A 6,062-nucleotide genomic window follows, 5' to 3' on the forward strand; every position below is an offset into this window, starting at 1 on the left:
AGCGTGGGCCTTTTCAGAGCGTTGCCAGTCAGTCAGTTGGCGATGGCGCGGTCGGCAGAGAGCTTGCCAGCACCTTCCAGCAACACTGCCAGTGCGCCGCCGAGCAACGCCAGGGCGAATTCATAACCGTTGTTGGCCATGAACAGACCGTTATGGATATGCACCGAGAAGATCGCTACCAGCGTCAGGATGGTCAAGCCCAGCGCCGCAGGGCGCACCAGCAAACCAATGATCAGCGCCAGGCCGGCGAAGAACTCAGTACCGCCCGACAGCAGTGCCATCAGCGTACCCGGCGCCAGGCCAATGCTTTCCATCCACTGGGCAGTGCCCGCCAGACCGTAGCCGCCAAACCAGCCAAAGAGTTTTTGCGAACCGTGGGCGGCGAAGATGATGCCGACGACAATACGCAGAATCGTCAGGCCATAACCGGCGCGGGTGGACAGAAGGCTTTTGATCAGTGGGCTCATGGCGTACATCCTTTTTGAAGTAGAGGTTGGTTGGCCGCTATATTAATCAGCTTAAAGGATGATAAAAGCGCAAAAAATGCCTGATTAATATCAATAAAATCGATCACTTCCTTGAGGCAATTTTGGTGGCCGTCGGCTCCAGCGACTCTCGCTCCCTGTCGAACGCCAAATAGTACTTATTGACGCTATTCACATAGCTGACGGCGCTCATCCCGACTTGCTCCATGGCGATGCGTTCCACCTGGAAAAACCACTGATTGGGGTTGAGTCCGCGGCGCCTGGCTTCGGTGCGCATGCCCTGAACGCGCTCGGGGCCCATGTTGTAGGCCGCCAGGACAAACGCCATGCGCTCACGCTCGTTGAGCATGGGGCTGGCGAAGAATTTGCGACGGATCATCGCCAGATACCGCGCGCCGGCCTGCACATTGCTGTCGAGCGTTTCGATATTGTTGACACCCACCCGTTGTGCAGCCGACGGGGTGATCTGCATCAACCCGGTGGGGCCGCCGCTGTTACGCGCGCTCGGATCCAGAGCCGACTCCTTGAACGCCAACGCCGCCAGGTTCAACCAGTCCATGCCCTGCGCCTCAGCGTACTTCTGCAGGACCGGACGCAGTTTCTCCAGACGCTGGCGGTCGATGCGGGCTAGCGGATTACGCACCTGGTAGAGACGACGGTAGATGCGCTGAAACGCCACATCCTGATCCGCCGGGGTTCGATAGGTCTTGAGGAATCGGTCGATACTGGCGCGCAGCATCGACGCATCCTGGCGCACAAACCAAAACTCGTCGCCGGGCGCGGTAATCGCGACCTGCTTGTCGAAGCGCAACTTGGGCAGGATCTTCGACCAGCGCTCGGCAATGGGCTTCTCGACGATGGTCAGGTGGAAAATCCCAGCATGGACCATCTCCAGCACATCCTCCACCGCCAAGCTCGGGTCCACCCACTCCACCGTGATCGGCGGCCGTTTGTGCAGGGCCAGTTTCTGATTGGCCTGGCTGACAGCATCCGCCGCCGCGCTGCCGGTGGTCAGCGCCACGGTACGACCGGACAACTGCTCCAGCTTGGTAAACCGCCGCTCGCCCTTGACCCCCACCAACCACAACGGCACATCGCTGACAATCGGGTCACTGGTGGCGATCTTGTGAGCTGCGTTTATATCCAGCAATTCACCCGGGGCCACCAGATCGCCTTCGCCACGGGCCAGCGCGGCGAGCAACTGATCCTTGGCTTTGGGAATGATCTTGAGATTGATCTGCTGACCATCGCGAGCATGGCCATTGAGGTATTGCTCGAACGCACGCAGGCGATGGTATTCGACACCAATGGCCTGCCCCTGCACTTCGCCGGAACTGTTACGGCTCTGGTTGACCAGTACGCGCAAGGTACGGCTTGAGCGAATCTCCGCCAGATCGCGGACTTTGCTGGGCTTGGTCACCTCCAGCGGCCCTTCCAGTCGCGCGACCGCCGCCACGGGCAGCAGCAGCGTGAGGCATAACATTAATAACGCCGAGGGTCGGATCATCCGCTCTCCGGAAAGAATACTGGTCAACACCCTCGGAAAAACGAGGGGCTGGGAGTCAGAAACAGAGCGCTTTGAGCGCAGGCTTCGCGAGCAACGCAAGCATGGGCAAGGCATTTAGCCATCAGCCATCTCGGTCGCAACGTTCAAAGACAGCTATAAACCGTTGTAGTTCTTGGTTTTTCTTATAAATCTACAGCTCTGATATGCTTTCCGGCCGCAGGCGGAGATAGCACCATGCAGCTCATTGATATCGGCGTCAACCTGACCAATGCCAGTTTCGACGATAAACACCAGGCCGTTCTCGACCGCGCCTATGCCGCCGGCGTGCAGCAATTGGTACTCACCGGCACCAGTGTCGAAGGCAGCGAACAGGCCTTGGAGCTGTGCGTAAAACTCGATCAAAGCAGCCAGCGCCTGTTCAGTACGGCGGGCATTCACCCCCACTCCGCCAGTGACTGGAACGGTGACAGCGCTCAGCGTCTGCGTGCTTTGCTCAGTGAGCCCCGGGTGCGTGCCGTCGGCGAATGCGGGTTGGATTTCAATCGGGATTTCTCCCCGCGCCCGCAACAAGAAAAGGTCCTGGAAGCTCACCTGGCCCTGGCCGCAGAGCTGAAACTGCCAGTGTTCCTACATGAACGTGATGCCAACCAGCGCCTGTTGGAAATCCTCAAGGACTACCGCGACCACCTCACCGCTGCTGTGGTGCATTGCTTCACCGGCGAACGGCAGGCACTGTTCAGCTATCTCGACCTCGATTTGCACATTGGCGTTACCGGTTGGATCTGCGACGAACGCCGTGGGACCCATTTGCACCCGCTCGTCGGAGAAATCCCCCGAGGACGTCTGATGCTGGAGAGCGACGCGCCTTATCTGTTACCACGCACGCTGCGCCCCAAACCGAAAAATGGCCGCAACGAACCAGCCTATCTCGTGGAAGTGCTGCGTGAAGTCGCCCTGCACCGCCAGGAACGCGTAGAGGACCTGGCCCTACACACCACCGCCTGCGCCCGTCGGTTTTTTGGGTTGCCCACTCTGGATTGATGCGGCGCATTGACCCATGTCAAAAGGGTTTTTTATGATAAAGGCACAATACTGGCACCTTGCCAATGCTGCTTTCGCTATCAGAGAAAACCTTCCATGGGTGCCTGGCTTAGCAATATCTCGCTGAAATACAAATTCTGGGCCGTTAACGCGGTCGCCTTTGTCACCACCCTGCTGCTGGTGCTCTATGCCGTGCACCTCGAACAGCAGGCCCGCACCGCGCAATCCTACGCGTCGGCGCAGGCCCAGGCGCAACTGCTCAGCGCCTGGCCGGCCGATAAGGCTTTGCCCAAGGGCGAGATGTGGCTGACGTTCCCGCGCGGCCAAGCCCCACAACTGGCCGACCAGGATCTGTCAGCCCTGAACGGCGCCAGCGGCTGGGTCGAACTCAACCCTATGCCATTGTTCGGTGAGAATGTTGTGGCGGGGGCGCAAGTTGTCGCCCGCGCGGACGGCCAACAAATCGCCGCACTCGCCTACGCCCCCAGCTTCAGCCAGGTGTTCAGCGAACGCTTTACCCAGTACGCCGCAGCGGTGTTGATCCTGATGCTGGCGATGCTGTGCGCCTCGCAGCTGTTGATCCGCTTCCTGCTCAGCCAGCTCAACACCCTCAAGGACGTGATGCTGCATGTGGAGAAAACCGGCGACCTGTCGGCCCGTGTGCCATTGGCATGCAAAGATGAAGTCGGCCAGATGGCCAGCGCGTTCAACGCCATGCAGGCCGGCTACCAGCGGGTAGTCAACACTGTCGCGAGCACCGCCCGGTTGCTCGACGAAGGTGCCGCGCGCCTGGCCAGCAGCATGAACGATGTGCAGCACGGCATGCTCGGCCAGCAAAGCGAAACCGACCAGGCCGCCACCGCGATCAATGAAATGACCGCTACCGTGCACCACATTGCCCAGCACGCCGGCGCTACCCGCGACCTGTCCAAAACCGCCGATACCCTGGCCGGCAGCGGCCGCGAAGTGGTCACCCGCGTGCAACGCTCGATCGCCGGGCTGTCCACTGGCGTGCAGCAAACCGCGGAAATGATCCAGAAACTCGCCGAAGACAGCCAGAAAATCAACGGCGTGGTCAGCGTGATCCACAGCATCGCCGAACAGACCAACCTGCTGGCCCTCAACGCTGCCATTGAGGCCGCCCGCGCCGGTGAAATGGGCCGCGGTTTCGCCGTGGTCGCCGACGAAGTGCGCAACCTGGCCAAACGCGTGCAAAGCTCCACCGACGAAATCACCCGCATGGTTTCGGCCTTGCAGGCCGGCACCCGCGATGCGGTGGACTTTATGCAGGAAAGCTCATTCAAGGCCGACGATTGTGTGCAACAGGCCCAGGACGCCGCCGGCGCCCTTGCCGAAATCACCGACGCCGTGGCGCAGATGCGCGAGAGCAACACTCAGATCGCCGTCGCGGCCGAGCAGCAGAGCCACGTTGCTGAAGAGATGAACCGCGCAGTGGTCAGCATCCGCGACGTGACCGAAAACACCGTGCAACAGACAGTGGGCTCCGCCACCACCAGCAATGACCTGGCCACCTTGGCTGGGGAGTTGAGCAAGGCGATTGGGCAACTGAAGCTGTAAGGCTGTTCAAGCTGTAATCCTATCCCTACAGCAACCCCACGATTTGCCCGCGCTTTTGGCGAAACGTCCTCACCCTGCCGGCGAATAACGCCGACTTCTTTGCTCTGATAATCCCTCCAAAGTCTCTCGCCTGATCATTCAGTGCGAGGGATCGCTGATGCACTCCGCTTTTATGGCCCTGCTCGACAGGGCTGTCTCTTGATTCCGGTCATCGCCAGCTTCGTCCTGGCTCCCATGGACCCCAAGGCGCCAGACATCGAAGGCGTCCTGCGTGATTTTCGCGACTGCCTCAACACCTTCGACGACTGGGCCGAGAGCTTCTGGAGTGGCTCGGCCCTGCAGGTGGAGCAGGTATTTAAAGTCGGCGATGACGTCGGGCTGGTCGAACCGGTTTCTTCAAAAAAGCCCAACGCGGTTGTTGCTCAGTGTGATGCCCAGGGCTCGTTGACCCTGGTGCACCTGTTCGAAAGCACCCGCTTCGTCCCCATCGGCAACACGCCGGTGATGCTTCAAGCCTTGGCCGCCGATGGCAGCGCGATGGGCGCGCCCCAGCATCACACCATCGGCCCCAGCGGCATTCTTGAACTCAAGGAATGCACCCGCGACCAGGCCTACCAGATCACCTTTTATCCCAACGTTTCCCAGGATCACGTCAAGGCGCTGTATGCGTCTTATCAGGCGGTGATCGCGGGGCTGGAAACGGACCTGCGCGATGAATGGGCAAAGACCTTCAAACCCCGCTGGGACGATTTTTCCCACGCCACCGCGCTTGAGCGCAGCGCCATGCAGGGCATGGCGTTTTCAAGTGGCTTGGCCAAGGCGCTGTACAACCTGTGGGACAACGTCACGCAGTTGTATGAGCTGCTATCGGACCTCAAGGCCCACAGCGAAAAGCTGTTGGCCTACATCTCCCAGGCCGAACTCGATGCGCTGCTGGCACTCGGCAGCGACGCGATTGCCCAGGGTTTGCTGGTGCTCAGCGATGAGCCGCTGCTGTTCATTTATCTGGCGGCCATGGTCAGTTGGATGCGCCTGCTACCGCCGCCCGAGATGTACGAACTGGTCGGCGAACTGACCGGGGAAGTGCTGATCAATCTGCTGCTGATCTGGGCCACAGCAGGCATGGGCGTGGCACTGCGCCTGGGTGCTCAGACGCTCAGCAGCATCAAATCCGCGCGGGCGCGAGCGTTGTTGGCGTTGCTCGCCAAGCACCTCAAGGGGCCCAGGCTGGAACCCCATGTCGCAGAGGCCAGGCCATTGCTGCTGGGCAGCGCGCCGACGCCGATCAAAACAGTGCCGGTTGCGCCGTTGAAGGCTGGGGAGCAGGTGGTTACGAACGCGGTGCCGGCGGTTCGTCGCAAGGCTCAACGAACGGTGTTGGTGCGGCAGGAGCCTGTGGATGACGTGCCAGTTTCGGGAAAAAACCCGAACGGCGATGCGGCGGCTTCTGC

At 60.5% G+C, this 6,062-nt stretch carries 4 protein-coding genes and 1 pseudogene; 3 read left to right on the plus strand and 2 right to left on the minus strand.

Translation table 11 applies throughout. From position 1 onward, the window contains the following. Positions 1-32 precede the first annotated feature (32 nt). Together QRN41_RS13460 and QRN41_RS13465 are read right to left on the minus strand one after the other, a co-directional pair. On the minus strand, positions 33-467 hold the full coding sequence (locus QRN41_RS13460; RefSeq protein WP_123480400.1) for a DoxX family protein: 435 nt from the start codon (positions 465-467) through the stop codon (positions 33-35). 103 nt (positions 468-570) lie between these two features. Continuing rightward, positions 571-1,992: an MltF family protein gene (locus QRN41_RS13465; RefSeq protein WP_167417605.1), complete on the minus strand. Its 1,422-nt coding sequence runs from the start codon at positions 1,990-1,992 to the stop codon at positions 571-573. A gap of 234 nt (positions 1,993-2,226) precedes the next feature. On the opposite strand from QRN41_RS13465, the gene QRN41_RS13470 reads away from it, so the two are divergent. The 3 genes and pseudogenes from QRN41_RS13470 to QRN41_RS13480 form a co-directional block, all read left to right on the plus strand. Continuing rightward, the gene (locus tag QRN41_RS13470) at positions 2,227-3,033 is read left to right on the plus strand and encodes a TatD family hydrolase (RefSeq protein WP_167417606.1); all 807 of its coding nucleotides are present in this window, start codon (positions 2,227-2,229) and stop codon (positions 3,031-3,033) included. Positions 3,034-3,129: 96 nt separating this feature from the next. After that, positions 3,130-4,611, plus strand: a complete 1,482-nt coding sequence (locus QRN41_RS13475; RefSeq protein ID WP_167417607.1) for a methyl-accepting chemotaxis protein — start codon at positions 3,130-3,132, stop codon at positions 4,609-4,611. A 198-nt stretch (positions 4,612-4,809) separates the two neighbouring features. Next, positions 4,810-6,062 (plus strand): annotated as a pseudogene (locus QRN41_RS13480) (type IV secretion protein Rhs); the annotation flags it as partial.

It is taken from the genome of Pseudomonas sp. efr-133-TYG-23 (genome assembly GCF_030209215.1).
In the GTDB taxonomy this organism is placed as follows: Bacteria; Pseudomonadota; Gammaproteobacteria; order Pseudomonadales; family Pseudomonadaceae; genus Aquipseudomonas; species Aquipseudomonas rhodesiae.

What these genes read in the sequence shown, in the direction of transcription:
- QRN41_RS13460 (WP_123480400.1), bottom strand. Translation starts at nt 467, where the DNA reads ATGAGCCCACTGATCAAAAGCCTTCTGTCCACCCGCGCCGGTTATGGC.
- QRN41_RS13465 (WP_167417605.1), bottom strand. Translation starts at nt 1,992, where the DNA reads ATGATCCGACCCTCGGCGTTATTAATGTTATGCCTCACGCTGCTGCTG.
- QRN41_RS13470 (WP_167417606.1), top strand. Translation starts at nt 2,227, where the DNA reads ATGCAGCTCATTGATATCGGCGTCAACCTGACCAATGCCAGTTTCGAC.
- QRN41_RS13475 (WP_167417607.1), top strand. Translation starts at nt 3,130, where the DNA reads ATGGGTGCCTGGCTTAGCAATATCTCGCTGAAATACAAATTCTGGGCC.